The sequence below is a fragment of the Oceanobacillus sp. FSL K6-3682 genome, assembly GCF_037976165.1.
Classification (GTDB): domain Bacteria; phylum Bacillota; class Bacilli; order Bacillales; family Amphibacillaceae; genus Oceanobacillus; species Oceanobacillus sojae.
Window position 1 is genome coordinate 4,321,657 of record NZ_CP150263.1, and the last position, 25,936, is coordinate 4,347,592.

A 25,936-nucleotide genomic window follows, 5' to 3' on the forward strand; every position below is an offset into this window, starting at 1 on the left:
CTATTATCTATAAAATGTTTTAACTTATTAATCAAAAAGCACTCTTAATCGTACCATTATTTCTAAAACTCTAGCAAGCTATTCCCTTTTTTAATATTTCCCCATAAAAAAAGTGACATATCTCATAAATATAAAGAGATACTGCCACTTTTTCTTTCGTCTAAACAAAAAATATTATTCTGATTTTAATTCTTTACAACTTCTTGTCCGCGCACATTCCAAGTTAATGCAAAGACAAACATTGCCAAGACACAGGAAACAATTAATAATATAAAGCTCCCTCCCCAGCCAAAGTGATCAATAACATAACCCATAATGATATTGGCTGTTACTGCACCGCCAAGGTAACCAAATAAGCCTGTTAATCCTGCTGCAGTCCCAGCTGCTTTCTTAGGTACTAAGTCCAACGCTTGTAAACCGATCAACATAACCGGTCCATAGATTAAGAAGCCAATAGCAATTAATGCTGCATTATCAATCATCGGATTTCCAGCCGGATTCAGCCAGTAAACAAGAACAGCAAGCAGTACTCCGAACATAAAGACCACGCCGGCAGGCCCGCGACGGCCTTTAAAGAATTTATCGGAAATCCAACCACATAGCAGTGTACCTGGAATTCCAGCCCATTCGTATAAGAAATAAGCGAAACTGGATTCACTCATTTCAAATCCTTTTGATTCATTCAAGTAGGTGGGAGCCCAGTCCAGCACTCCATAACGCACAAAATAAACGAATATATTGGCGAATGCAATTGCCCATACCCATTTATTATTTAAAACATATTTGAAAAGAATTTCTTTCGTTGTTAATTCTGTTTCTAATGTTTTTTTATTGTTTGTCGGATAGTCGTTACGATATTCCTCAATTGGCGGCAATCCTTCTGATTGGGGAGTATCACGAATTAGCATATATGCAACAACAGCAAGCAGCAGAGCAACAATCCCTGGGAGGATAAATACACCTTCATAGCCTACGAAATAGCTTCCAGCAAAGATAGTCATTCCTAATGTTGCAATTGGAGCCATTAATCCTCCGCCAACATTATGGGCAACATTCCAAATTGAAGTCTTTGTACCGCGTTCACTTACACTATACCAGTGAACGAGGGTACGTCCTGATGGAGGCCATCCCATACCTTGAAACCATCCTAGTAAAAACATCATAACAAACATAATAGCAATAGAAGATGTAAAGAATGGAACAAACCCCATTAATAAACTGACAACAGCAGATAATACGAGCCCGCTTGTTAAAAAGACGCGTGGATTACTCCTGTCTGATACAGTACCCATAATAAATTTACTGATTCCGTATGCTAAGGATACAGCAGATAGCGCAATTCCAAGCTCGCCTTTAGAATACCCTTCTTCAATTAATCCAGGCATTGCCAGGGAAAAGTTCTTACGAAGTAAATAGTATGCTGCGTAACCAATAAATATTCCCATAAACACTTGAAAACGGAGTCTCTTATAATGGGAATCAATTTGATCTTCAGGCAGCCTCTCTTTTTCCGGTGCTGGCTTAAACATCTTAAACAAAACAATTTCCTCCTTATGCCTCTTACTTTCTATGTTGAACTCGAACAGTATACACCTAAGTCACAATTTTATGAAGACAAAAAAGGAAAATCCAATTATTATTAATTATTAAATAAATGTAAAATTTTATTTGAAGAAAAAAGGCCTTTTCTTAATGAATTTTCTCCTCTAATATTAGTTCCTTTAGAAAAACTAAAAACCCCTATAATAGATTGACTTTTTTGAATAAATTATCCTTTTACGATTAACAAACTACTGCCTTAATCTTAATGACATCGCCTTCATAATTTGTTACGCTAGTATCTGGAAGAGTTTCAAATTAAATAAGGGGTGTAACACAATGAAGCGAGTTGTTCTTGTTGGAGGTGGATATGGCGGTGTTAAAACGCTGCTTGGCCTTCTTAGCCAAACATTATCCGATAATATACATATAACTGTAATTGACCGTAATCCATTCCGTTCACTGAAAACCGAGTTCTATGCAATTGCTGCTGGAACTTCAGCAGACCATGATGTCCGCGTTGATTTTCCAGATGATTCCCGCATAAAATATATTTTTCGGGAAATCACAAAAATTGATGTGGATAATAAACAGATTATTATTCAAGATGAAGATTCCATTGTTCCCTACGATTATTTGATTATCGGATTAGGCTGCGAGGACAATTATCATGGAATCCCTGGAGCAGAGGAATACACAGAAAGCGTTCAAACCTTTGCGAAAGCAAGAAAAGCTGGTGTTGCAGTAGGGAACTTAAAGGCATATGGAAAAGTATCTGTTATCGGGGCGGGCTTAAGTGGTATTGAGGTTGCTTCTGAAATTCGTGAAAGCAGACCAGACTTAAATATCCGCCTCCTTGACCGGGGAGATACCGTATTAAAAACCCTGGACAGCAAAATCCAGGCTTATGTAGAAAGATGGCTGACAGAAAATAATGTGGATGTGATACATAATTCAACGGTGGAATATGTAGAACATGATGGCGTATGCAATAACGGCGTTTGCTATTTAAATGATGTTACCATTTGGACTGCCGGAGTACAGCCTAATTGGCTTGTGCGTGAGCTTCCATATACTAAAGATCGGCACGGTAAAGTAGTCGTCAATGATTTTTATCAGGTTCCGGAAGATCCTTCTGTATATGTTTTGGGTGATTGTGCTTCCAGTGAATATTCGCCAAGCGCCCAGCTTGCCGGTCTGCAGGGAGAACAAATTGCAGAAATTCTTCTCGCTGTTTTAAACGAAAAGCAGCCGAAGAAGCCGAAACCTCTCAAATTAAAAGGAACTTTAGGTTCCTTAGGAAAATCAGACGGATTTGGAAATATGGCTAAAAAGCCAATGACAGGATTATTGCCGAGACTCGCAAAATCTGGTGTACTATGGTTAAGTAAAAGACATTAAAATAAAGATGCCAAGCTAATTCTCAGCTTGGCATCTTTATTTTATTTATCCAATTCTCTTAACATCTCTTCAATAGCTTTTGCTACACCGTCTTGATCATTTGCCACCGTTTCATAATCGCATAGCTTCTTGATTTTATCAGAGGCGTTGCCCATAGCGACACCACGTCCAGCCATTTCCAGCATACTCGCATCATTCCAGTTATCACCCATTGTCATGACGTCTTCCATTGACCAGTCCTTATCCTCAATATACTTCTGAATAGCTAAACCTTTTTGAGCTTTTGGATGGTTAAATTCAAGATTCGTATCTCCAGAAGAGGTAATCACTGCTCCTGTTTCATCGCGAAGCTTTCTCTTAGCCTCCTCCAGCTGATTTTCCTCAAACGCAAAGGTGAGAATTTTATAGATTTCTACATTCTCATCTTTTAATGCTGTCTGCAAGCTTTCCACAAAGGAAACTTCCTCTAATTGAAATCGCTGTTCTACCATTTCGCGCATTTCTTCCTCGGAAATATCTGGATTAGCTGAACGCATAATATCGATAAGCACATCTAAAAAATGCTCCCTGCTTTCAGAAAGAACTCCTTTATTTGTAAATAACTCTACATACATCCCCAGCTTGCTGCACTCATTGGCAATTCGCGCAGCTACCTGCTTGTCCATAGGAATACTATTTATTTGCTTCCCGTTCTCCAGGTATGTTACAGCTCCATTTAAGCTCACTACCGGACAGGTTATCCCCGCCGCCTGCAGAGGGATATTCGCAGCATGATAGGATCTGCCTGTTGCTACAATAAACTCAATACCTTTCTCCACAGCTATTTTTACTGCTTCCGCATTTGCCTCGCTAATTTCTCCATTTTCATTAAGTAATGTTCCATCCATATCTGATGCAATTAATTTCATTATACCTAACCGCCTTTTCTATAAAATAGAACTTAAAAAAACAAGGAATTCAGGATATTCTCTAAAGGAAATCCTGAAAATAGCTGCTATATTAAAAAGGAAAAAAACAGTACTCTTCTGTCTTATTGCTTTTATTTTCCCATTTCCAGATATTTTTAATCCGTTCTATTTTATTTTTCGTTACAAAATAACAGAGCTCATCAGCAATTGATATGAGCTCCACGTTATTTTATCTCACTTATCTACTATACCTCATTTACTTAAGACGATTCCAATAATTGCTCTGCCTTCGCAATTTGCTCCAGCACACTTTGTTTTGCCGTCCCGCCGGCAGCAGACCTTGCATTAACAACAGTTTCCGGCTTCAACGCTTCATAAATATCCGCTTCAATAACCTCTGAATATTGTTTAAACTCTTTTAAGCTCAGGTCAAGCAGATAAGTTCCTGCTTGAATACAATTTAAAACAACCTGTCCGACAACGGCATGTGATTCACGGAAGGTAAGCCCTTTATTCACCAGATAATCTGCTAAATCAGTGGCATTGGAGTAATCATTCGTAACAGCGTTGTACATACTTTCCTTATTTATTTCCATTGATCCAATCATCCCGGCAAAGAGCTGTAGCGCGCCTTTCAGTGTCTCGTGAGAGTCAAACATCCCCTCTTTATCCTCTTGCATATCTTTATTATATGCCAAAGGCAAGCCCTTTAAGGTAGTCAGCATCCCGATAAGATTGCCGTAAAGACGCCCGGTCTTGCCGCGAACAAGCTCTGCTACATCCGGGTTTTTCTTCTGTGGCATCATGCTGCTTCCTGTTGTATAGGAATCATCCAGCTCAACAAAATTAAATTCTGCGCTTGACCACTGTACCAGTTCTTCACAAAGACGGGACAAATGTGTGCCGATTAAAGAACCGTTGGAAAGGAATTCCACTACAAAATCACGGTCACTTACAGCATCCAGGCTGTTTTCACAAATCCCGTCAAAATCAAGCTGCTCAGCTACAAAACTACGATCAATCGGGAAGGTTGTACCTGCCAGTGCTCCTGCACCTAATGGTGACTTATTTACGCGCTTCAAACTGTCCTCCAGACGTTCCACATCGCGTTGAAACATAAATACGTACGCCATCATATGATGCGCAAATAAAACAGGCTGAGCACGCTGTAAGTGCGTATATCCAGGCATAATGACATCTATGTTTGCTTTTGCCTGCCCAATGAGTGCCTGCTGGACTGTTTTTAATAGTGATTTTAATTCGGAGATAGCTTCCCTTGCATACAGACGCATATCCAAAGCTACCTGGTCGTTTCTGCTGCGTCCGGTATGAAGCTTGCCACCCACTTGTCCAATCTCTTCAATCAGCAGCCGTTCCACATTCATATGAATATCTTCATCTGCCTCAGATAGCTCTGCTTCCCCTGCTTCAATCTTACTGAGAACCTTTTTCAAGCCCTCAGCAATCTGGTCGGCTTCTTGAGCAGGTATGATACCGCATTTTTTCAACATAGCAACATGAGCCAGACTGCCTTTAATATCATATTTTGCTAACTTCTGGTCAAAACGAATCGACGAGGTATACTCGTCGACTAATTCATTCGTTGGTTTTGTAAATCTTCCACCCCATAATTTCACGGATTAACAGCTTCCTTTACCTCTAGTTTTACTTTCTCAATCGATTTCTTTCCCTGAGGACCATTTACTGAAGCATGTACCTGTGTAGGCAGTCCCCATAATTTAATAAATCCTAATGCTGCATCATGGTCAAATGCATCGTCCTTATTGTAAGTTGCTAAGTCAAAGTCATATAAGGAGTTTGCAGACTCTCTTCCGACAACATGTGCATGACCTTTATACAGCTTCACTTTTACTGTACCAGAAACATGCTCCTGTGTCTTCTCAATAAAGGCTTGCAGCGCCTCTGTTAACGGTGAGTACCATAAGCCGTAATAAACAGCCTGCGACAGCTTCTGCTCAACAATCGGTTTAAATTCTGCTACTTCACGAGGCAGAGTTAATGCTTCCAGTTCCTGATGTGCGTTAATCAATGTCATTGCTGCTGGAGCCTCATAAATCTCTCTTGATTTAATTCCAACTAAACGATTTTCCACATGATCAATTCTTCCAACTCCATGTTTTCCAGCAATCTCATTCAAAGTTAAAATTAATTCATCCAAATCTAATTTTTTGCCATCTAATGAAACTGGCTTTCCTTGTTCAAAAGTAATCTGAACTGTTTGAGCTTCATCAGGTGCATCTTCTGGATCCTGCGTTAAATCATAGGCATCCTTTGGCGCCTCTGCCCACGGATCCTCTAAAATACCACATTCGTTACTTCTGCCCCACAGGTTCTGGTCAATACTATATGGACTTTCCTTTTTAATTGGAACTGGAATATTATGTTCCTTTGCATACTCAATTTCTTCTTCCCTGGACATTGCCCATTCACGAACCGGTGCAACAATTTTCAATTCAGGATTTAACGCTGTAAATGCAACATCAAAACGAACCTGGTCATTCCCTTTTCCCGTACAGCCATGCGCTACAGCTACTGCTCCTTCTTCTCCTGCAATATCCACTAGTATTTTTGCGATCAATGGACGGGATAATGCTGAAATTAACGGATATTTTCCTTCGTACAACAGGTTAGCCTGTAATGCCGGCAATACATATTCTTCTGAATAAAGCTTTTTCGCATCAATCACGTACGACTTAATTGCACCAACATCCAGCGCTTTTTGTTTCACGAACTCTAAATCTTTTCCTTCTCCTACATCCAATGCAACTGCAATCACATCATAATTATATTTATCCTGCAGCCACTTTACTGCTACAGATGTATCTAATCCTCCAGAATAAGCTAAAACGATCTTGTCTTTTGCCACTTAAAAAATCCCCTCTCATAAATGTGCTATTATCGAATTATTATGCATGATTATGTATAATAATGCAAGAGGTATTTTGAAATTTATTTATTTTTTCGGGAAAGTCAGCTTTTCCCCTGTCCGCACAAGTAATTCCAAGCTTTTTTATTTGTTTACAGAAACATATAGAGCGGAATAAGTGAGCGTTTGTTCAGAAAAAAATCCTTTTTAGGGCAATAGATTTATGTATATTTTTCTTATTAAGTTATGTTTCATTTTTATATTTGTATTGTTCGGGAAAGTTAAAGTGATTTCCATTTAATACTTTTCCCATAATCACCTGAAGGTTATCCTTTGAAATAATGGGTGCATCCTTTTTTATAACTTCCCATCCTTTCTTCTTATACAAATTTAATGCAGGCTTGTTCTCGATAGCAGTTGTTAATACAGCAGTTCCACAATTCGTATTCGCCAATAATTCATCATGCAGTTTACTTGCAACACCGAGACGTTTATAAGAGTGATTTACTGCCAGCTCCACAAACTCAAAACAATCAGCTAACCAAAAGTCTATTTTATCGTCTGATAATTGATTAGCAATTTTTTCTCTGTAAAATTGTTTGGACAAACTTGTATAGCCATATGCAAAACCAATTAATTTCCCTTTTGCACCCTTGCATTTCAAACCGATAAAACCTTCATAACCGGTATGCTTTCTTATATTTTTCACTGCATTTTCTTTATCTTCCAGCAAAATATTATCCGTTAAAAAAGTCATACAATATAGTTTTGCAATTTTTTCTATATCGGAATCATTGCTGTTGAAGTAATCAATTTCTATGTTTTCTAACATTTTAAATCCCTCTCTTCTTCACTATTATAAATATAACTTTCCGAGCTCCACACTAATACTTAACAATCAAAAAAGACGCCCTGAAAAGAGCGCCTGAATAAGCATTTAAATTTTCTTAACAGCATCGCTTACTGAATCTTCCCCGGTAATTAAATCGAAGCCCTTTCTATACGTGTTTTTCGCTTCCAATACTTCGACAATGACAGCTGCTACATCTTCGCGGGGTATGCTGCCTCGTTCCAGATTTTCACTCGCCTGTACTTTTCCTGTACCCGGTTCATTCTGCAAGCCGCCTGGACGAACGATTGTATAGTCAAGGCCGCTGTGTATCAACGTTTCATCAGCAAAGTGTTTAGCAACCATATATGGTTTAATTGGACTGTCTGCCCAGCTGTCACGATTATGCGCCTGGAATGCACTGACCATAACAAAACGTCTCACATTCGTATTTTTTGCTGCTTCAATTGATTTTACAGCTCCATCTAAATCAATAAGCAATGTTTTATCCAGACCGGTATGGCCGCCAGAGCCTGCTGTAAATACTACTGCATCTGCGCCCTTCAAAGCATCCTCCAAACCGGAAATACTGCCTTCTAAATCTGCTAAAACAGCATGAACTCCATTTGCTTCCAGTTCTTTTTTCTGTTCTTCTTTTCGGACCATTGCCGTAACCTCATGCTGTTCATTGATATGAAGCTGATTAACAAGATGTCTTCCAATTTGTCCATTCGCTCCAATAACAACTACGTTCATTCTTAACAACTCCTCTTCATATAATGCTTCTATTTTAAAATGTTCCCTTCCAGAAAGTATCCAAACTTGTTTTCTATCCGGTTAAGACTTGAGTTGCGCGAAAGCTACTGCATCTCCTTGATCACATGACTTAAATCCATTTTTCTCATAAAAATATCTGGTATTAGGAGCTTCCTCTGTTAACAATACTTTTTGATTGACACCTGCATATTTATTTAACACACTTTGCATTAATTCAGAGCCTATTTTTTGATTATGGTATGCATTTTTTACAAGCAAATCTTGAATATAAATAATAGATAGACCGTCTCCCACCACTCTAATTAATCCAATTAATTCATCTTCATGCCAGGCCGTTAAAACATATAAAGAGTTTTCTACAGACTGCTGCAGCCTATCCACATCTTTTGTGTAAGCAGACCAGCCAACGTCTGTATACAAATCCTCCAAAGGCCTCTGATCCAGCTTTTTCATTTCTTGATAATTAATTTGCATACTATTCACCTTCTTATTTTTAAACTAATCTTATTATAACCTGCAGACCAAAGTATACATAAGATAACGCTTTCCTAATTATATACAGTACGTTTTACCTTTTATATTAAGGGAAGAATGATTATATGCTTAGCAGAAGGTGGGATTAATATGGATTCAGCTAAAAAAGGATTTATTCTGAGCGGAATTATTTATTTTTTCATTTCTATTCTATATGAGCTTTATCCGACAAATTGGCTGGCTTTAATCGAGCTATTGGTTGTGGCATCTTTTATTCTATTATTATTATGGACTTATACCAGTTTCACAACCAGAAGGTATATCCATCTCTTTATAGCATTGGTCATACTTGTGCCAGCTGCATTTAGAATTATTTATAGAATAGTTTCTTAATAGTAAAACTTTATTCAGCGGGCGTTTTTCCCACTGTTCTTGTTAAGGAAATCTTACACCCGATTGCACCGTGATAAATATAAAGAAAACGAGTGATTTTACAAATCATTAAAGACTTTTATAGTTTCCTGGGGCAGAAAATTAGACAGAACAAGATTTTTTCCAAAATAAAGAACCAAGCTAACAAAAATGGATCTATTATAATGAATCCTGCGTTATCCACACGATGTGGATAACTTTAAAAACCCTCTTCTGGAAAGGCCATATAAAATATTCTCTGTCCTTCTATCATACATTGAATTTATCCATTTGAAATACAAAAAAGAATGACCCGGAAAGCCATTCTCATAGAAGTCTTATTCACTTATCCAAATCGTCCAGAGATATAATCTCCTGTGCGCTCATCCGTAGGATTATTGAAAATATGATCTGTTTTATCATATTCAATAATTTCTCCATTCAGGAAGAATGCTGTCTTGTCAGAAATCCGGGCTGCCTGCTGCATATTATGCGTTACAATAACAATGGCATAATCCTTCTTCAATTCCTGTACAAGCTCTTCAATTCGCAGAGTTGATTTCGGATCCAGCGCAGATGTCGGCTCATCCATTAAAATAACATTCGGCTCGACGGCTAAACAGCGGGCAATACATAGACGCTGCTGCTGTCCACCTGATAACCCATACGCATTATCATTAAGACGATCCTTTAATTCATCCCAGATAAATGCGCCACGCAGGCTTTTTTCAACGATCTCATCAAGTATCTTTTTATTTTTAATACCATGGATTTTTGGGCCATAAGCAATATTTTCATAGATTGATTTTGGAAATGGATTTGCTTTTTGAAATACCATTCCCACCTGAGTCCGCAGATCTTCTACACGAAACGATTTATCTAAAATATTTTTTCCTTTATACGTTATCTGACCAGATGTTTTTACAATTGGAACCAGTTCCACCATACGGTTCAATGTCTTCAAATATGTTGACTTTCCGCACCCGGACGGCCCAATAATTGCTGTTACCTCTTTTTCCTTAATATCCATATTAATATTTTTTAAAGCATGTGTTTCTCCATACCATAAATTTAACCCTTTTGTATCATAAACTACTTCTTTTTCCACTTCCGGTTCGCTTCTTTCGTTTTCATTTCTTACAAGTTTCAAGTTAATTGCTTTTGTCATTACAGTACTCATTTAGGATAATCTCCTCTCTTATATTAAATCTCTTTTCATTTATTTAGTAACGCTGCTGAAATTTATTTCGAATCAGGATTGCGATAGAGTTTAGCAAAAATAGCAAAACTAATAGTACAATAATTGTCGCTGCTGCTAAGTTCGCATATTCTGCTACAAGAGAAGCATCAATAGTCCAATAATAAATTTGCATTGGTAATGCCGTAAATGTATCAAAAATACCTTCTGGAAACGGGATTAATAAAGCTGGTATACCAAGAACGGTTAATGGAGCTGTTTCCCCTATTGCACGCGATAATGCTAAAATTGCTCCCGTTAAAATCCCAGGTAATGCTGCCGGCAGAATAATACGACGTACAGTCTGCCATTTTGTTGCTCCCATGCCGTAGGACGCTTCACTCAAGCTACCCGGCACTGCCCGAAGAGCTTCTTGTGCTGCAACAATTACGATTGGAAGCACAAGCAAAGCTAATGTTAACCCGCCAGCTAAAATAACATTTCCAAATTCTAAAGCACGGACAAATAATGTCAGGCCTAATAGTCCGTAAACAATGGATGGAACACCTGCTAAGTTAGAAATATTTGTTGCAATAAAGGATTGAAGTTTTCCTTTCTTTGCATAAAGCTCCAGATAAATTGCTGTCCCTACTCCAATTACCATTGTTACCGGAATAACAACTACCATCAGCCATGCAGTTCCTAGAATTGCTCCCATAATACCCGCTCTGCTTGCATCCGTTGATAGATGGTTCTTTAGAAAGTCAATATTGATATATTCTATTCCCTGCGTAAAAATACGGACAAGTAATACTGCCAGTACAATCAGACCAAATAATGTAGAGGCAAAGAAAAGGCCTTTCCAGCCTGCATTCTTTCGTACACGAGATGACATACGCTTTCCAACCAGTTCTGCATCCATATATTTTGTTGCCATCTTAGTACTCCTCTCTAAATTTACGTGAAATATATTTTGCTAATAGATTCATAATTAATGTGAAAACAAATAACGTTAATGCCACAGCATAAAGACTATAATAAATTGTTGTTCCTGCTGCTGCTTCTCCCCCAGCTACCTCTACAATATAAGCAGTCATTGTCTGCATAGACCCAGTAATGTCAAAGGAGAAATTCTTAGAGCTTCCACTTGCGATAGCTACAATCATCGTTTCCCCTATTGCCCGGGAAATACCAAGCACAAAGGAAGCAATAATTCCTGATAATGCTGCTGGGATAACTACTTTAAATGTTGTCTCCAGCTTCGTTGACCCAAGTGCTAAAGCTCCTTCTCTCATAGAGTTAGGAACAGATGACATCGCATCCTCTGACAGCGAAGCAATCATTGGAATAATCATCACACCCATGATAATTCCCGGACTAAGAATATTTGTCGCTTCAATAGATGGGAAAATCATTCTCAGTAAAGGTGTTACAAATGTAAACGCAAAGAACCCGTAAACAATTGTTGGCACTCCTGCCAGGATCTCCAATAACGGTTTTATCACTCTTCGTACGTTATCAGGAGCATATTCACTTAAATAAATTGCCGACATCATCCCGATTGGCCCAGCTACCAGCATTGCAATAACTGTTGAGATAATCGTTCCATTTAATAAAGGTAATACACCAAATTCAGGGTTTTGGCTTAACGGCTTTAATACCGTTCCTGTAAAGAAATCAAGAATCGGCACATTCCGGAAAAACGCAACTGATTCAGCAAACAAAGTATAAATAATCCCGATTGTTGTAAGAACCGATATGGAAGCAATAATCAATAATAGACCCGGTATCATCCGTTCTAATTGATTAAAAAATTTCCGCTTCTGCTTTTGTTGCTCAATCATTTCACTAACCGACGTACGGTTCTTATTATCTGCAGCCATTATTCAAAAGCCACCTTTCCTCATTAAAAAATAAGAGGAAGATGAGAGGTGAAGCTGCACCACTCATCTATCTTCTTTTCTTATTCTATTCCTTCTAAAGCTTCCAGCTGAGACTGAACTTCCTCATCAGGAATTGGTGCAAATCCAGTCTCACCGGCAATATTATTCGCATTTTCTAAAACATATTTTGCATAATCAAGAACTTGTATTTTTTCCTGTGCATGATTTACATTCAAGTAAGTGAATACCGGACGTGTATAATCTGCATAAGGTCCATCCTCTGCAATGGTATCCAGTGAAGGTTCAACTGCTCCTTCTCCAAAATCAATGGGTACTGCGTTAATCTTATCCTGATTACTTTGATAGTAACCAAATCCGAAGAATCCAATTGCATTCTCATCTTCAGAAACCAGTGTTACTAATGTTGAGTAATCTTGCTGAAGATCAATGCCATTTACTAAGTCTTGTTCTTGTAAAATAGTTTCGTAAAAGAACTCATATGTTCCATGATTTTCATTTGGACCATACGTTTTAATATCTTCATTTGGCCAAGAATCATCAATATCTGACCACTTTGTATATTCACCAAGGAAAATCCCCTGTACCTGCTCCGGAGTTAACTCTGTTGCCCAGTCATTATCTGGATGCGTTACAATTGTCAAACCATCTAATGCAACCTTTAACTCTTGAACCTCGATACCTAATTCATCTGCTTTTGCCTGCTCTTCTTCTTTTATTTCTCTCGATGCATCATTAAAGTCTGTCCCATTTTCAACTAGGAATTTTTGAAAACCGGCACTTGTTCCAGCACGACTTACTTCTATTGAAACGCCCTGCTGCTCATTTAACATATAGTCTTCAGCTAAACGTGCCATTAATGGAAATACAGTACCTGAACCATCAATTGCGATATTTCCTGTCAGTTCTTCTCCATTATCAGATCCAGAATCTCCTGCACTATCTGCATCATCTGAACCACATGCTGTTAAGAAAACTAAAACAGAAACTAAAAAGAATAAAGTAATACGTTTAAAGCTCATCAAAGGGCCCCCTTAAAATTCATCCTATATTTACTGGACATTTCTTCTCTGTCCTTACTTTGAAGTATAGAGAAGAATTATTAATATAGTTTGTTGTTAATGTAAAGAGTATGTAAATTATCTTAAAGAGGGCTTAATAAAGTTAGAAAATCCAACTGAAGAAAAGATATACAGCTGCTACGTTCTACGCTCTTTTGTATGCTTGTCCCGTTTTAAATGAAAAATATCATTTATTTCTTTATTAATATCTTATGCACGGATATTCCATTTATCATTTAAATGGATAAACTTCCGAAATATCTTATATTACCATCTCAGCTTTCACGTTATCATTTTGCTACAACCGCTTGCATTTTATATGACAATTACTTATAATGACGATAATTCACATTTGTTATTTATCAAAAGCGTTGAAGAGGAAAAGTAAGATTCACCTATTTTTTCACAGAGAACTTCGGTAGCTGAAAAGAAGTAAAAATAAGAATCTGAACAATGGTCTCTGAGCTTCGTGCTGAAAGTATCCCTTAGATATAAGTAGGTTCCGGCGAGATTTGGTACTCGTTATCAATACCACAGTATAAAAGCTCCATGCTTTCGTACTTGATGAGGCTGTATGTGTGAGCATACAGTAAAATAAGGTGGTACCACGTAAATTCCAGCCACGTCCTTATCGTTTATTCGATACGGGCGTGGTTTTTTAATTTCTTATTAGAAAAGGAAACCAGCTACTCATCAGCGAAAATAAAGGCTAACATACAGGAGGGTTTTAAATGGGCAGAAATTTAGTAATTCAAACAGACTTTGGTATCAGTGATGGTGCAGTCAGTGCAATGTATGGGGTGGCACTTACTGTAGATTCCAATCTCCGGGTATTTGATCTGACACACAATATCCCGCAATATAACATTTGGGAGGGTTCTTATCGTTTGTATCAAACTTTACCATACTGGCCAGAAGAGACGGTTTTTATTTCTGTAGTCGATCCGGGAGTTGGTACTTCGAGGCTGAGTGTTGTTGTGAAAACGGTGAATAACCAGTATATCGTGACACCAGATAACGGAACACTTACTCATATTAAGAAGGATATCGGCATCAAGGAAGCAAGAATTATCGATGAAAAAACAAATAGGCTGCCCCAATCAGGTGAATCCTATACGTTTCATGGCCGGGATGTTTATGCGTTCACCGGAGCAAGACTGGCATCAAATACAATTACCTTTGAAGAAGTCGGACCGGCTATTGATACAGATGATATTGTCGAATTAACAAAACCGGAGGCATTTATAGAAGATGATATTGTCTACGGTAATATTGATATATTGGATATCCGTTTTGGTAATCTATGGACCAATATCAGCCGAGAGTTATTCCAAAAAATCAATGTTGCACACGGTGATGCTTTTGAAGTTACCATTGCCACTAATCGTCAGCAAGTATATAAAAATATCATGACATATAGACATTCCTTTGCCGAAATTCGGCTTGGTGAGCCTTTACTATATGTGAATTCATTAGATAATTTAGGCGTAGCTATCAACCAGGGTTCCTTTGCCAATGCATATCATGTTGAAACAGGACCTCATTGGCAGATTATTATTCGTAAAGCGTCGAAAACGGATTGATTTTAAATAGATAATAGTATTTTATTCTATGAGGATTTTTTAACAGCAGAGCTTTAAATGATATGAAATATTATTCAAATAAAAAGTGATCCATTGCCGTAAACCGGCTCTGCATCACTTTTATTACGTCTACTATAATGTATCATACACTCTTTCCTGTAATTCCATCTTACCGTCTGTAATCTTATATACTTTATCACAATCATCAATCAGTCGCGTATCATGGGTCACAACAATGGTTGCTGTCTGCTTTTCTTTGGTTATTTCTTTCAGCATATTCATTACCTCAAATGCGCGATCAGAATCGAGGGATGCAGTTGGCTCATCCGCTAAAATGATACTTGGGTTGGTATAAAGTGCTTTGGCAATTGCAACCCGCTGCTTTTCCCCGCCGGATAAGTCCTTCGGAAAGTTACGGGTTAAATGGTCAATTCCCAGTGACTGATAAAGCTCCTTCGCCTCCTCCTTTTGCAGATTCCCTTTCTTTACCTTATCTAGCAGCTGCATCTGCTGTCCGACATTTAAAAAAGGTATGAGATTAGATGCCTGTAATACAAAACCGACTTCCTTCAGCCTTAATGCAGCACGTTTTTTCTCCTTTAAATCCGTCAAAGCTGTTCCATTAATCATTACTTCCCCGTCAGTTGGTGTCTGCAGTCCGCCTGCAATAGTTAAAAATGTACTTTTTCCTGATCCGGAGGGACCAATCACAGCAATTAATTCTCCTTTTTCAGCTTCAAAATCCGTTTCTTTCATTGCTTCCACTTTTGTTCTGCCGGTTCCAAAAGTTTTCTGTACCTTCTTCAATTCTAAAATAGCCATGCTCTCTTACCCTCCTATCGCCTTTAATGGATCAATTCGTACAATGGTCTGTACGGAGATTAATGCTCCAATTACTGACACAACAATCAGGATGATTCCATAAATCAACATTTCGATGTAATTAAAGGCTACCGGTACTGCCGCAGGTAAAAATAAGCCTGTGATTACCGCCAAAAACAGCCCGATCATAACACCAGCTAAAGAAAGTAAAAATGTCTGGGCCACTACAGAGCCGGCCAAGTACCCGGATGATATCCCCTGCGCCTTCATTACCCCAAAAATACTTATCTTCTGAATGGTAAGTACATAAAGAAAAATTGCCAGTACAACAGCCGATATAATAAATAAGAAGTATATCATCAATGTCAGCGTCAAATTTTGTTCTGTATAGCCTGGTAAATTTTCTATAAAAGTTTCTGTATCAATAACCTTTAATGTTTCGTCTGCTTCCACATTATTTAAATTATCTGTACGAATGATGAAGGCATTAATCGCATCACTATCTTCTTCAGCAAATTCCCCGTATTGAAGGGTCTCCAGTGTATCCTGGTCCGTGAACAGTACTGGCGCTGCATTAAACCTTGCTTTATCAGTAAATCCGACAATTTCTAACGTTTCATCTGTAGAAGACAGAGAAAGCTCGTCACCGATTTCAAAGCCGTCTTCTTTTAATGTATCATCAGCTATGACTTCCCCTTCATCCACAAAAGCATTTCCTTCAGTAACATCCGGCATGATAAAGGAAGATGGATCTACTGCAAAAATATATACATTTTCTTTTTTATCCCCGTTACTGGCAATCGCACTCAGCTGAGATAATTCGGTATATTCATCAACGCCGCTCCCATCAAAATCATCCTTGGACAGGATAGATTGCTGCAGCCGCAAATCCGATTCTTCTGTCAGAATAATCCCATCTGCTTCCCATTTATCAACAGCTTCACGGTTTAATTGCTCTAATCCATTTGCCAGCCCTGATAAAAAGAAAACCAGGTAAGAAATAAGCACCAAAACACCAATAACCAATGTAAAACGCAGCTTGTTATTCCTTATTTCGTTCCAAGCTAAAAACATAAATTCACTTCCCTTTGGCTTCATTACAACACAAATACCTTTGCCTATTCCCTTTTTATAGTGTGTTTAACCCGATATCATAAAGATTTAGTTTTCAAGATCTGTTAATTCTTTTAAGTAACCAATAATTTCATCTTTATCCTTTGTACTAAGCTCTTCATATAACAGCTGCTCGGTAAACTCCCAAATATCTTCAAGTTTCCTTTTTAACTGATAAAAAGTGAGAGCATCTTTATTTATATGATAATTTTTATGATATTTCCGATAAATTTTCATAAATTGCTTGAAATACGGCTCACTTGTCAGAAACATCATGTCTGCTTCAGCAGGAGCCAGTTTTAAACCCTCCCAATCGATTACCAACAGGTTCTCTGCCTGCATTAAATTCCAATGATGAAGGTCCGTATGGCACAGCACCCTGTTTAATGAGGCAGATTTCAGTTTTGCTGAGAGCTCTTTTACGTTAGTAATCCACTTGTTTATACGCTCCTGGTTCTCATGCAGAAATAAATGCAATTCTTTTGGAACATGCTCCTCACTGTAATCGAGCACCTTTTCCAATTCTCTTATAAAGGGTACCTCAAAATCTTCTGTCAGGGCTCCTGTTGGAAAAGGGATTTCCTCACCAAATGAATGAAGTGCAGCAATGATATGTGCCAATTCTTCTGTCTGCTGCTCTGTTAAATCCTGTTCACCAATTGTCTTCCCATTAATAAAAGGATACAGTAAATAAATATTTTCCTCATCGTCACATTTGTAGTAGCCTTCCTTTGTCTGCATCGGAACAGGAATTCTACCTTTTAAATTACTGTTATGTTCTATCCATTCGACTATCGGAACATATTGATCAATCAATGCAGTTAATTTTGGTGTCGACGCCCGGTTCTTTTCATATACCTTTAAAAAATAAACAGCTTTACCTGCTTTTATCTCAAAAGCAAGCGATGCCCATCCCCCTTGTTTGGATTGTATTTGTACCGGGTGGACGTCATATTCTTCTTGTAACATGGCAGTAAATTTGTTCATTTCCAAACCTCTTTTCCGAGAATTTTGTCCTCCTATTGTAAATTCAAAAATGGTTTTTCTTTATCAATACGGTCAAAAAACATAATTCCATCCAGATGATCCATCTCATGCTGAACTAGAATAGCGCTATATCCTTTAAAGGCATAGGTATGCTTCTTTCCTTCTATGTCAAAGGCCTGCACCTTTATTTTTTCATAGCGCAGCACATGCCCGCGTATTTCTCTATTTACAGATAGACATCCCTCTCCCTCCGGAAGGTAGATTGTATTTGCAGAATGGCTGATCAGCTTAGGATTAATCAGCTTTAATTCTATTGTTTCACCCTTTTCCGTCTGGTAAAGTGCTGCAAACATTCTTTTGTTGATACCCACTTGATTCGCTGAGAGCCCAGAGCCTGGCCTTAACTTATATTTCCTTGCCAGTTCAGGATTCTGACTGTTTTTTAAATAGGTCAGCATACATTCCAGTTCTGTTTTCGTTTCTTCCGTAACAGGCATGCGCACTGGATCCAGCTGTTTTCTTAAAATAGAAGCTCCTTCTTTTTTAATGTCTTTCATTGTAATACGGTACCCTTTATGGAATTTCGTCATAAATAAACACCTCTTCCAGATTTTTATCCAGCGCTCTGGATATTTTAAATGCCAGCACTAAAGCAGGGTCATATTTATCATTTTCAACACAGTTAATTGTTTGTCTGGAAACGCCGCAAAGAAGAGCCAGCTTTGCTTGAGTTATATTTGATTGCTTCCTTATTTTTTTGATAAAATTTTTCAATGTTCAAGCTCCTTTTGTCAAAAGTATTTGACAAAATTATAGCATTACTCCCTTCATAATGTCCAAAGCCTTGGACATTATGAAATACCCTCCTCCTTTTGGTACATACTAAAATAAGAAGGTTATGCATCTCCCCTTTGCTTTATACCGGAAAATTTTTCGAAGTTGTATGTATCTCCTTCTAATTAAAAGTGTTATCATAGTATATGTTTTCAGAAATACAAATAGGAAACCCTATTTTTGGAGTGATCACATTGAAAGCATGGTTAAAAAACCGGACAAAAAGCCAAATAATTACCGTTTGTTTATTACTGATCGGTTTTATTGCGTCTATGATTTTTATCAATAATAATTATGATTTATATGATAGAACGATTGTTCAAATAACCGATGTGCAGGAAATAAATAGAGAAGATCAGGTTGATACACATGGAAATAAAGACGAGCATGTTACACAGCATATCGTCGGGGAAGTAAAAAATGGACCTGATAAAGGAAATTTAACTGAATTTGACAATGAATATATCCAGTCCCTGGCATTGGATTATGAACTGGCTGCTGGAGACGAGATTTTTCTTGCCCAGGATGGCGAGGCCACTGGTGATATCAAACGGGATAAATATTTCATATTTGTAGCATGGATATTCCTGGCTATTTTATTAGCTGTCGGTAAATCCAGAGGAGCTTTATCTGCACTCAGTCTGCTCGTCAATGCAGTCATCTTATCGGTTGCTTTAGATATTTATATTCAACATCCAAGCATCAGCTTGTCGCTCATTACATTAATCAGTATCATCATTTTTACGGTGCTGTCTTTACTGATGGCAACAGGCTTTAATGAAAAGACCTATACAGCTATTCTCACGACACTGATTGGTACAGGTGTATCTCTGGTTATTGCTTATGTAGCACTACAGTTCACTGCTGAACAGGGCTTACGCTATGAAGAGATGGCATTTCTAACCCGGAATCCGCAAACTATCTTTATGGCAGGACTTTTGATTGGCTCATTAGGAGCCGTCATGGATGTTGCTATTACCTTGTCTGCTTCCATGTTTGAAATGTATGAGAAAAATAATCATATTAGCCTAGAAACATTAAAAAAAGCCGGATATGAAATAGGCAAGGATATTATGGGTACAATGACAAATATTCTATTTTTTGCCTATGTCAGCGGATCGATTCCAATGCTGTTAATTTATTTTAAAAATGCAGCTCCATTCGGTTTTACTGTATCCATGAACCTTTCTCTTGAATTAGCACGTGCTTTAGTTGGCGGAATTGGTATTGTCCTGACTATTCCTATTGCTGTGTATATATCTATTTTCTTCATCCGCAGAAAGCAGGCGAAATTATGAATGTACTCGTATTACTGGCAATCGTATTATTTGCACTAATGGCTTGGGTTGGCGGAATGAAGGGTGTTCGGTCCTTTATCGCACTCTTTATTAACTTTCTCATTGTTCTGATGGCTGTTTTCGTCATGAATGACCCGTCCGGAAATCCGATTATTATTGCGCTTATCGCGGTCGGCTTTATCAGCGCGGTCAGCCTCTTCTTCATTAATCAGGTAAATAATAAAACAATGCTTGCTTTTTTAGCGACGATTGCAACGACGGTTATCTTAATCTTTTTCATTATTATTCTGACCGAACAATCCATGATTTACGGACTCGGAGAAGAAGAGTCTGGCGAAATAACCACGTTCAATGTGCATATCGGTCTTAATTTTGTTCAAATTGCTACAGCAGTTATTCTGATGAGTACCATTGGAGCAATTGTGGATACGGCCATTTCCATTACCTCTCCAATGCGTGAAATTTATGAGCAGAATCCGGAGATTTCCAGAAAAGATTTATTTTTAGCGGGTATCCGGATCGGCCGAGATATCTTAGGGACAAGTACAAATACATTGTTCTTTGCCTTTTTCGGAGGCTATATGGGGCTGTTAATCTGGTTTAAGGATTTGGATTACTCGGTAGGCGATATTATGAATGCGAAAGTGTTTAATGATGAATTGCTGACAATCTTTATTTCCGGTGTCGGAATCGCCCTGGTTATTCCAATTGCCGCTCTGATGAGTGCGTATTATTTGAAGAGAAAAAAGAAGGATATCGTGTTAGAGGATAATGAATAAACAAAAATATAATCTAGTTATAAGAGAGCCTAGCCGCTGCAAAATCAGTGTCTGGGCTTTCTTATATATTTTATATTATAAAAATTGAATTATCCTTCTTGAAAGAAAACTTTCAAAGTCTCTCACTCAAAAGTACCGAAAATCACTACCATTGCCAGAAAATTCATTATGAACAGCAACACTAATCCAGTTTAGGTTACATACGTTTTTTTGTTTAAATGTAAATATTAAATCTATTTATATAGTAAAAACATGATTTTTACATTAGAATAAAAAAAAGACATAAGGGAGGCCAAACTAAATGATTAAAGACTTCAAAGAAAACTTTCAACGTCATGCGATACTCCGTGCAGTTATATTTATATTCATCGGTGCAGCTATTTTTATTAATCCAAATGGATTCTTGCATTTTGTGGGTTATTTGATTGCAGGGTATCTAACTTTACTAGGTGTTATTAAAATATATCAAAGCTACAAATTAAAACAACAGACCGGCACTTATGATATAGGTTTAGCAGGCGGCATTCTTTTAATTGTATTGGCTGCTGTCTTCATTTACTTTGCACCAACACTTTTCTCGATTTTACCGTTTTTATTAGGTTTAGCGATTATCATCAATGGACTAATGCAACTGATTGTAGCCTTGAATATAAAAAGTACTGGCTGGACTATTTTTTGTATTCTCCTCATGGTTGGAGGAGCTGTTCTTGTTTTTAACCCTTTCAAAAGCACGCTTATACTATTTCAAACCTTTGGCGTCATTCTGACATGTATAGGAATCTCTGAAATTGTGGGACATTTTCAAAATAGAAGAAAATAATAGATATTAAAGATGTAACTTATTATTTCTGCTTATATATCTATATTTAGCACTCTTTCTAAAGCCATTGACTTTTCATATATTTCATATTAAGATATAACAACAGTTACATAAGAACTCTTATTGAGAGTGGCGGAGGGACTGGCCCGACGAAGCCCGGCAACCTTTCTAGAATTCGTTCTAAAAAAGGTGCTAAATCCTGCAAAGCGCATTATGCGCTTTGGAAAATAAGAGAGGACGTTTAGTAAATAAACTTTTTCAACCTCTCTAGAGCAAATAGAGAGGTTTTTTATGTAACATTTAAAGAGGTTGTTCAAAAAGTCCAATAAATATAATACGGTGAATTTCTCCGTACTTTTTGAATTCTATTTAAAGTTATTTTAAAAGGGGACATCTTATCATGCAAATAGCTACTATAAAGGGCTCACCAGGCCATTATCAAATTGGTGAAGGTGCTCTGAAACACCTTGCAGAAAACTTGAATGATCTGCATGTGGAACGAATTGCAGTCGTTACCGGCAGAACTGCCTGGGAAAAGGCAAAACCATATCTTTCAGCTGCAATTACAGATAACATAAAAGAGAAAGATATACATTTTGCAGATGGGCATTGTACTGTCGAACGAACCAGCAGACTTGCAAAGATTTATCAGGAACAACAGGTTGATGCTGTCATTGGTATTGGCGGCGGAACAGCTTTAGACATAGCGAAAGCATCCGCTATAAATGCACAAATAAAAAGCATCTTAATCCCAACCATTGCAGCAACTTGTGCAGCATGGACCCCGTTAAGTGTCTTTTATCAGGAAGACGGAGCGCATTCTCATTATACAGAATTTCCTGAGACCAATACATTGGTCATAGTAGAACCGGCAATTATCGCAGAAGCTCCTGTAAAATATTTAAAAGCAGGGATTGGCGATACGTTGGCAAAATTCTATGAAGCCCGTTCTTTAGTGGAAGCCTTCTATCCTGCTGGTACACTTCCAGTCTGGCTGCAAATTTCTCAGTTCGCAGCCCGTTCCTGCAAAGATATTTTGCTTGCTGACAGTAAAGCAGCAATTAAAGCTTGTGAAAATAATCAGGTGACAGATGCACTCATTCGCGTTATTGAAGCCATTATTGCAACAGGTGGTATGGTTGGAGGCTTTGGCGGGAAAGCTGGACGTATTGCCGGTGCACATTCTATTCATAATGGTTTAACAGCAGCACCGCAAATCGCTGATTCCCTTCATGGGGAAATCGTATCCTACGGTATTTTAGCTCAACTTGTCATAGAACAGGATATTGAAGAGCTTCATATGCTCTTGAATTATTATGAAGCATGGGGCTTTCCAACAAGCTTGGCAGACTTCTCCATACAGACAGATGATCAGGAGCTGTTGGAAGCTATTGCGAAGAAGGTTACCCGTGAAGAGGAATCTATTCATTTGATGAAGAAAGAAATCAATGCAGATAAAGTTATTAGTGCATTCTTACAACTTGAAGACTATTCAAAATAAAAATGAAAGTAGGAAGATCTATCATGAAGAAATATTTACTTAGTATTACAGCTTTATTACTCGTTTTCCTTGCTGCCTGCGGCGGAGATGACGAAAGCGGCAGTGAATCAGACTTACTTGAGGATGGTGTACTGACAGTCGGTGTAACAGCCGGGCCGCATGAAGAAATTGTTGAAAAAATAGCTGAAATTGCAGCTGAAGATGATTTAGAGATTAAAACGGTTGTGTTTAGCGATTATGTCATGCCGAATGTTTCTTTAGACGAAGGTGATATTGACATCAGCAGCTTCCAAACAGAACCTTTTATGGACAGTATGGTTGAAGAAAGAGGCTTAGATATTGTTAAAGTAGCAGATACTGTAACTTTCCCGATGGGGGTTTATTCTGAATCTGTTGATTCGCTTGAAGATATTCCAGACGGTGCAACATTAGGTCTTCCTGGAGACCCTACCAACAGCGGACGTGCTTTATTATTATTTGAACAAGCTGGACTTATCAAATTAGAAGAAGGTTTAGGTGTTAACGCAACAGTAAATGATGTTGTTGAAAATCCAAAAAATCTTGAGCTGCTTGAGTTAGATTCTGCGCAAATACCAAGGCAGCTTGGTGAAGTAGATGCAGCGGCAATTAATTCCAATTTTGCAATTGAAGCTGACCTTTCCCCTAAAGATGATTCTATCTTTATTGAGCAAGACTCTACCTTTGTTAACTTAATTGCAACCCGCACAGAAAATAAGGATGATGAAGTAGTTCAGCAATTTATTGATCTTTACCACACAGATGAAGTAAAAGAATTTATTGAAGAAAACTTCGACGGCTCTGTTGTTCCAGGCTGGTAAAATCAAATAATTTAAGTAAGCTGAAGCCTGATTATTACAATATAATCAGGCTTTAAAGTACAACATGGAAAAGGAGAAACATCTTATGAGAATACAGAAAAAAATATATGTGCTCGTATTTATAGCTCTGTTGAGCCTCGTTTTGGCTGCTTGTGCCAGTGAGCCAGATAGTAATACGAATGAATCTGACAGCAACGATTCAGCTGGAGGAACAAAAGGCGGTGATTTAACCATTACCACACCTTCAGATGCTGTTTCACTTGACCCGGCAGCGTCCAATGACACTCCATCCAGTGATGTACAGCGAAACATTTTTGAAACACTCGTTACCCAGGATGAAAACATGGAAGTTCAGCCTTTGCTTGCAGAGGAATGGGAGCAAATCGACGATACTACGTGGGAATTCAAGCTGCGTCAGGATGTTAAATTCCATGACGGCTCTGATTTTAATGCAGATGTTGTGAAAGCAAATATTGACCGTACGCTTGATCCGGATGTAGGATCTCCACGCGCAATTATGTACAATATGATTTCTGAAGTCGAAGTAGTCGATGATTATACTGTTCATTTTAAAACAGAATATCCTTTTGCTGCATTACCGGCTCACCTTGCTCATCCAGGTGGAGTGATGATTTCAAAGGATCAGATTGAAGAAGACTACGCAGCTATGGAAGATGGAGAAGATGCTGGAAATGTTATCAGTGCAAATCCACAGGGCACCGGCCCTTTCAAATACGATGAATGGCAGCCTGGTCAATACGTCCGTTTAGTAAATAATGAAGATTACTGGGGCGAGCCGGCATTGCTTGATTCGGTAACCTTCAAAGTAGTTACTGAAGATTTAACTCGTATTGCAGAGTTACAGACGGGAGACTCTCAGGTTGCGAACGCACTCAGCCCGTCTGATGTAGCTCAAATTGAAGGATCCGATCATTTATCCGTTCAGGCTCAAGACAGTCTGGCTCTATCTTATTTAGGCTTTAATATGGAGAAGGAACCATTTGATGATGTGCGTGTCCGCCAGGCAATAGCAAAAGCAATTGATAAAGAAGAAATTCTTTCCGGTATTTATGATAATGTCGGCATTCCTGCACATACGCCAATTGCATCTAGTGTGTTTGGTTACAGTGACGATGTAAAGGACCATGAGTATAATGTGGAAGAAGCGAAAGAATTACTGGCTGAAGCAGGGCTGGAGAATGGATTCTCCACAACGATTTGGACAAATGATGATCGTCAGCGTATTGATACAGCAACAAATATTCAGGCACAGCTGAAGGAAATTGGTATTAATGCAGAAGTAAGGACTGTAGAATGGGGATCTATGCTTGAACAGACTGCTAACGGTGAGCACGATATGTTTGTCTTTGGCTGGACAACCGTTACCGGCGATGCAGATAATGGCTTATATCCTCTATTCCATTCAGATAATCTAGGTGAATCAGGAAATAGAACTTTTACAGTTGATCCGGAGCTCGATGATTTATTAGACCGGGCCCGTCAGGAAGGCGACCCTGATGAACGATTAGAGCTTTACCGTCAAACACAGGAATTACTGGCTGAAATTACGCCAATGGTTTATATTCACCATCAGCAATATTTATTAGGTGTCGATGACAGTGTAAAGGGATTAACTCAATCACCAACACAGCTTTTAAATTTAAAAGAAGTATCTATCGAACAATAATAGAATCTCCTCTTGCTCCTCAACCGGGGGCGGCAAGGGGAGTTTTTTATTATAAAAAGCTTACATATCCCAAATGAAAAATTTTCTTTAATTCTCTTAATTATCTCTGGAGTTTGTTTGTATCTAGTTTCGAATAAATAATGTACAACCCTATTAATCCTTAACGATATCTAAAAAACCATTAAGTTTTTTTCATTATTCATCTCCTTGTAACTCCTTATTTCTTCCACCATTGCAATACTTCAAAAAAGGAATTCTGTTATATATCTAGAATTTGTTATATAAGCATTTTTTTACTATGATTAAAC

General features: G+C 38.0%; 25 protein-coding genes, 1 riboswitch and 1 other annotated feature. Of the genes, 9 read left to right on the plus strand and 16 right to left on the minus strand.

Annotated features, from left to right (window positions below):
* Positions 1 to 185: 185 nt before the first annotated feature.
* A complete protein-coding gene (gene glpT / locus MHH51_RS20955; RefSeq protein WP_339283420.1) occupies positions 186 to 1,538 on the minus strand; it encodes a glycerol-3-phosphate transporter in 1,353 nt (450 codons plus the stop codon).
* A 340-nt stretch (positions 1,539 to 1,878) separates the two neighbouring features.
* On the opposite strand from glpT, the gene MHH51_RS20960 reads away from it, so the two are divergent.
* On the plus strand, positions 1,879 to 2,940 hold the full coding sequence (locus MHH51_RS20960; RefSeq protein WP_339283422.1) for an FAD-dependent oxidoreductase: 1,062 nt from the start codon (positions 1,879 to 1,881) through the stop codon (positions 2,938 to 2,940).
* Positions 2,941 to 2,981: 41 nt separating this feature from the next.
* Here the strand turns inward: MHH51_RS20960 and MHH51_RS20965 are convergent, their stop codons facing one another.
* The 6 genes from MHH51_RS20965 to MHH51_RS20990 form a co-directional block, all read right to left on the minus strand.
* Positions 2,982 to 3,848: a Cof-type HAD-IIB family hydrolase gene (locus MHH51_RS20965; protein ID WP_147211786.1), complete on the minus strand. Its 867-nt coding sequence runs from the start codon at positions 3,846 to 3,848 to the stop codon at positions 2,982 to 2,984.
* Positions 3,849 to 4,108: 260 nt separating this feature from the next.
* The gene (gene argH, locus MHH51_RS20970) at positions 4,109 to 5,485 is read right to left on the minus strand and encodes an argininosuccinate lyase (RefSeq protein ID WP_147211785.1); all 1,377 of its coding nucleotides are present in this window, start codon (positions 5,483 to 5,485) and stop codon (positions 4,109 to 4,111) included.
* Positions 5,482 to 6,735 (minus strand): argininosuccinate synthase, encoded by a 1,254-nt coding sequence (locus tag MHH51_RS20975; RefSeq protein WP_147211784.1) that lies wholly within the window; start codon positions 6,733 to 6,735, stop codon positions 5,482 to 5,484. The genes argH and MHH51_RS20975 overlap by 4 nt, the downstream gene beginning before the upstream one ends.
* A 244-nt stretch (positions 6,736 to 6,979) precedes the next feature.
* Positions 6,980 to 7,567, minus strand: a complete 588-nt coding sequence (locus tag MHH51_RS20980) for a GNAT family N-acetyltransferase (RefSeq protein ID WP_339283426.1) — start codon at positions 7,565 to 7,567, stop codon at positions 6,980 to 6,982.
* Between the two features lie 105 nt (positions 7,568 to 7,672).
* Positions 7,673 to 8,320, minus strand: coding sequence for an SDR family oxidoreductase (locus MHH51_RS20985; protein WP_147211781.1), 648 nt, complete (start codon positions 8,318 to 8,320; stop codon positions 7,673 to 7,675).
* An 81-nt stretch (positions 8,321 to 8,401) separates the two neighbouring features.
* A complete protein-coding gene (locus tag MHH51_RS20990; protein ID WP_156985212.1) occupies positions 8,402 to 8,815 on the minus strand; it encodes a GNAT family N-acetyltransferase in 414 nt (137 codons plus the stop codon).
* A 150-nt stretch (positions 8,816 to 8,965) separates the two neighbouring features.
* Here MHH51_RS20990 and MHH51_RS20995 point away from each other — a divergent pair, with 150 nt between their 5' ends.
* Positions 8,966 to 9,208, plus strand: a complete 243-nt coding sequence (locus tag MHH51_RS20995) for a hypothetical protein (protein WP_147211779.1) — start codon at positions 8,966 to 8,968, stop codon at positions 9,206 to 9,208.
* Between the two features lie 364 nt (positions 9,209 to 9,572).
* Here the strand turns inward: MHH51_RS20995 and pstB are convergent, their stop codons facing one another.
* The 4 genes from pstB to MHH51_RS21015 all read right to left on the minus strand — a co-directional run bounded on the left by pstB (position 9,573) and on the right by MHH51_RS21015 (position 13,326).
* Positions 9,573 to 10,406, minus strand: coding sequence for a phosphate ABC transporter ATP-binding protein PstB (pstB, locus tag MHH51_RS21000; protein ID WP_147211778.1), 834 nt, complete (start codon positions 10,404 to 10,406; stop codon positions 9,573 to 9,575).
* A gap of 43 nt (positions 10,407 to 10,449) precedes the next feature.
* Positions 10,450 to 11,340, minus strand: coding sequence for a phosphate ABC transporter permease PstA (pstA, locus tag MHH51_RS21005; RefSeq protein ID WP_147211777.1), 891 nt, complete (start codon positions 11,338 to 11,340; stop codon positions 10,450 to 10,452).
* Position 11,341: 1 nt separating this feature from the next.
* Positions 11,342 to 12,286 carry a phosphate ABC transporter permease subunit PstC gene (gene pstC, locus MHH51_RS21010; protein ID WP_339283427.1) on the minus strand — a complete coding sequence of 315 codons (945 nt, stop codon included), beginning with the start codon at positions 12,284 to 12,286 and terminating at the stop codon, positions 11,342 to 11,344.
* An 80-nt stretch (positions 12,287 to 12,366) separates the two neighbouring features.
* A complete protein-coding gene (locus MHH51_RS21015; protein WP_339283428.1) occupies positions 12,367 to 13,326 on the minus strand; it encodes a PstS family phosphate ABC transporter substrate-binding protein in 960 nt (319 codons plus the stop codon).
* Positions 13,327 to 13,727: 401 nt separating this feature from the next.
* Positions 13,728 to 13,998, plus strand: a binding site (T-box leader).
* 98 nt (positions 13,999 to 14,096) lie between these two features.
* On the opposite strand from MHH51_RS21015, the gene MHH51_RS21020 reads away from it, so the two are divergent.
* Positions 14,097 to 14,948: an S-adenosyl-l-methionine hydroxide adenosyltransferase family protein gene (locus tag MHH51_RS21020; RefSeq protein ID WP_156985215.1), complete on the plus strand. Its 852-nt coding sequence runs from the start codon at positions 14,097 to 14,099 to the stop codon at positions 14,946 to 14,948.
* A gap of 132 nt (positions 14,949 to 15,080) precedes the next feature.
* On the opposite strand, the gene MHH51_RS21025 is transcribed toward MHH51_RS21020, so the two are convergent.
* From MHH51_RS21025 to MHH51_RS21045, 5 genes are all read right to left on the minus strand, one after another.
* The gene (locus MHH51_RS21025; protein WP_339283430.1) at positions 15,081 to 15,770 is read right to left on the minus strand and encodes an ABC transporter ATP-binding protein; all 690 of its coding nucleotides are present in this window, start codon (positions 15,768 to 15,770) and stop codon (positions 15,081 to 15,083) included.
* A 6-nt stretch (positions 15,771 to 15,776) separates the two neighbouring features.
* The gene (locus MHH51_RS21030; protein WP_339283431.1) at positions 15,777 to 16,844 is read right to left on the minus strand and encodes an ABC transporter permease; all 1,068 of its coding nucleotides are present in this window, start codon (positions 16,842 to 16,844) and stop codon (positions 15,777 to 15,779) included.
* Between the two features lie 87 nt (positions 16,845 to 16,931).
* Positions 16,932 to 17,870, minus strand: coding sequence for an aminoglycoside phosphotransferase family protein (locus tag MHH51_RS21035; RefSeq protein ID WP_339283433.1), 939 nt, complete (start codon positions 17,868 to 17,870; stop codon positions 16,932 to 16,934).
* 32 nt (positions 17,871 to 17,902) lie between these two features.
* The gene (def, locus tag MHH51_RS21040) at positions 17,903 to 18,460 is read right to left on the minus strand and encodes a peptide deformylase (RefSeq protein WP_339283434.1); all 558 of its coding nucleotides are present in this window, start codon (positions 18,458 to 18,460) and stop codon (positions 17,903 to 17,905) included.
* Positions 18,444 to 18,644, minus strand: a complete 201-nt coding sequence (locus MHH51_RS21045; protein WP_147211769.1) for a helix-turn-helix transcriptional regulator — start codon at positions 18,642 to 18,644, stop codon at positions 18,444 to 18,446. Before MHH51_RS21045 ends, def begins: the two co-directional genes overlap by 17 nt.
* Before the next feature lie 254 nt (positions 18,645 to 18,898).
* On the opposite strand from MHH51_RS21045, the gene MHH51_RS21050 reads away from it, so the two are divergent.
* From MHH51_RS21050 to MHH51_RS21075, 6 genes are all read left to right on the plus strand, one after another.
* Positions 18,899 to 20,002, plus strand: a complete 1,104-nt coding sequence (locus MHH51_RS21050) for a YibE/F family protein (protein ID WP_339283436.1) — start codon at positions 18,899 to 18,901, stop codon at positions 20,000 to 20,002.
* Complete coding sequence (locus MHH51_RS21055; RefSeq protein WP_339283438.1) at positions 19,999 to 20,781, plus strand: YibE/F family protein; 783 nt, start codon at positions 19,999 to 20,001, stop codon at positions 20,779 to 20,781. The genes MHH51_RS21050 and MHH51_RS21055 overlap by 4 nt, the downstream gene beginning before the upstream one ends.
* Before the next feature lie 301 nt (positions 20,782 to 21,082).
* Positions 21,083 to 21,601 carry a DUF308 domain-containing protein gene (locus MHH51_RS21060; RefSeq protein WP_147211766.1) on the plus strand — a complete coding sequence of 173 codons (519 nt, stop codon included), beginning with the start codon at positions 21,083 to 21,085 and terminating at the stop codon, positions 21,599 to 21,601.
* Between the two features lie 117 nt (positions 21,602 to 21,718).
* A riboswitch (SAM riboswitch) is annotated at positions 21,719 to 21,835 on the plus strand.
* Positions 21,836 to 22,001: 166 nt separating this feature from the next.
* Positions 22,002 to 23,102, plus strand: a complete 1,101-nt coding sequence (locus MHH51_RS21065; protein ID WP_339283441.1) for an iron-containing alcohol dehydrogenase family protein — start codon at positions 22,002 to 22,004, stop codon at positions 23,100 to 23,102.
* A gap of 23 nt (positions 23,103 to 23,125) precedes the next feature.
* Positions 23,126 to 23,941, plus strand: coding sequence for a MetQ/NlpA family ABC transporter substrate-binding protein (locus MHH51_RS21070; protein ID WP_147211764.1), 816 nt, complete (start codon positions 23,126 to 23,128; stop codon positions 23,939 to 23,941).
* A gap of 85 nt (positions 23,942 to 24,026) precedes the next feature.
* The gene (locus MHH51_RS21075; RefSeq protein WP_339283443.1) at positions 24,027 to 25,628 is read left to right on the plus strand and encodes a glutathione ABC transporter substrate-binding protein; all 1,602 of its coding nucleotides are present in this window, start codon (positions 24,027 to 24,029) and stop codon (positions 25,626 to 25,628) included.
* Positions 25,629 to 25,936: the final 308 nt, after the last annotated feature.

Coding starts and splice junctions, on each gene's coding strand:
- pstC (WP_339283427.1), bottom strand. CDS start 12,286: ATGGCTGCAGATAATAAGAACCGTACGTCGGTTAGTGAAATGATTGAG.
- MHH51_RS20985 (WP_147211781.1), bottom strand. CDS start 8,320: ATGAACGTAGTTGTTATTGGAGCGAATGGACAAATTGGAAGACATCTT.
- MHH51_RS21015 (WP_339283428.1), bottom strand. CDS start 13,326: ATGAGCTTTAAACGTATTACTTTATTCTTTTTAGTTTCTGTTTTAGTT.
- def (WP_339283434.1), bottom strand. CDS start 18,460: ATGACGAAATTCCATAAAGGGTACCGTATTACAATGAAAGACATTAAA.
- MHH51_RS21070 (WP_147211764.1), top strand. CDS start 23,126: ATGAAGAAATATTTACTTAGTATTACAGCTTTATTACTCGTTTTCCTT.
- MHH51_RS20960 (WP_339283422.1), top strand. CDS start 1,879: ATGAAGCGAGTTGTTCTTGTTGGAGGTGGATATGGCGGTGTTAAAACG.
- MHH51_RS20965 (WP_147211786.1), bottom strand. CDS start 3,848: ATGAAATTAATTGCATCAGATATGGATGGAACATTACTTAATGAAAAT.
- MHH51_RS21030 (WP_339283431.1), bottom strand. CDS start 16,844: ATGTTTTTAGCTTGGAACGAAATAAGGAATAACAAGCTGCGTTTTACA.
- MHH51_RS21055 (WP_339283438.1), top strand. CDS start 19,999: ATGAATGTACTCGTATTACTGGCAATCGTATTATTTGCACTAATGGCT.
- MHH51_RS21020 (WP_156985215.1), top strand. CDS start 14,097: ATGGGCAGAAATTTAGTAATTCAAACAGACTTTGGTATCAGTGATGGT.
- MHH51_RS21035 (WP_339283433.1), bottom strand. CDS start 17,870: ATGAACAAATTTACTGCCATGTTACAAGAAGAATATGACGTCCACCCG.
- pstB (WP_147211778.1), bottom strand. CDS start 10,406: ATGAGTACTGTAATGACAAAAGCAATTAACTTGAAACTTGTAAGAAAT.
- MHH51_RS20990 (WP_156985212.1), bottom strand. CDS start 8,815: ATGCAAATTAATTATCAAGAAATGAAAAAGCTGGATCAGAGGCCTTTG.
- MHH51_RS20995 (WP_147211779.1), top strand. CDS start 8,966: ATGGATTCAGCTAAAAAAGGATTTATTCTGAGCGGAATTATTTATTTT.
- MHH51_RS21065 (WP_339283441.1), top strand. CDS start 22,002: ATGCAAATAGCTACTATAAAGGGCTCACCAGGCCATTATCAAATTGGT.
- MHH51_RS21075 (WP_339283443.1), top strand. CDS start 24,027: ATGAGAATACAGAAAAAAATATATGTGCTCGTATTTATAGCTCTGTTG.
- MHH51_RS21025 (WP_339283430.1), bottom strand. CDS start 15,770: ATGGCTATTTTAGAATTGAAGAAGGTACAGAAAACTTTTGGAACCGGC.
- pstA (WP_147211777.1), bottom strand. CDS start 11,340: ATGGCAACAAAATATATGGATGCAGAACTGGTTGGAAAGCGTATGTCA.
- MHH51_RS20980 (WP_339283426.1), bottom strand. CDS start 7,567: ATGTTAGAAAACATAGAAATTGATTACTTCAACAGCAATGATTCCGAT.
- MHH51_RS21060 (WP_147211766.1), top strand. CDS start 21,083: ATGATTAAAGACTTCAAAGAAAACTTTCAACGTCATGCGATACTCCGT.